General features: G+C 64.5%; 1 protein-coding gene. It reads left to right on the top strand.

Going from position 1 to position 296, the window contains the following annotated elements; translation table 11 throughout:
• Window positions 1-296, top strand: a 296-nt coding sequence (locus tag EN818_RS31925) for a hypothetical protein (RefSeq protein ID WP_135906752.1), incomplete at both ends; no start/stop codon positions are given.

Below are 296 nucleotides of genomic sequence, written 5' to 3'. Positions count from 1 at the left end.
CCCGATCGGGCTGACGACAACTGCGCGATGCAACTGCGTCGCCTGCGGGAGACCTTCAGCGATCGCGCCTATCTGGCCCTCACCTTGCGTCGCCGACCCAATGACCAGGTCCGGCTGCACGAACTCGCAAACCTTGCCGTCCAAATGAGGGTGCCGACGGTGGTGACGAACGACGCTCTGTTTCACGAGCCCGGCCGGCGCATCCTCCAGGACGTAGTGACCGCCATTCGCCACAACATCACCATCGACGAGTTGGGGTTTCGGCGCGAGCGCCACGCCGACCGCTATCTCAAGCC

The organism is Mesorhizobium sp. M3A.F.Ca.ET.175.01.1.1, assembly GCF_004791945.1.
Lineage (GTDB): Bacteria > Pseudomonadota > Alphaproteobacteria > Rhizobiales > Rhizobiaceae > Mesorhizobium.
This window is presented reverse-complemented; position numbering and strand designations above follow the sequence as displayed.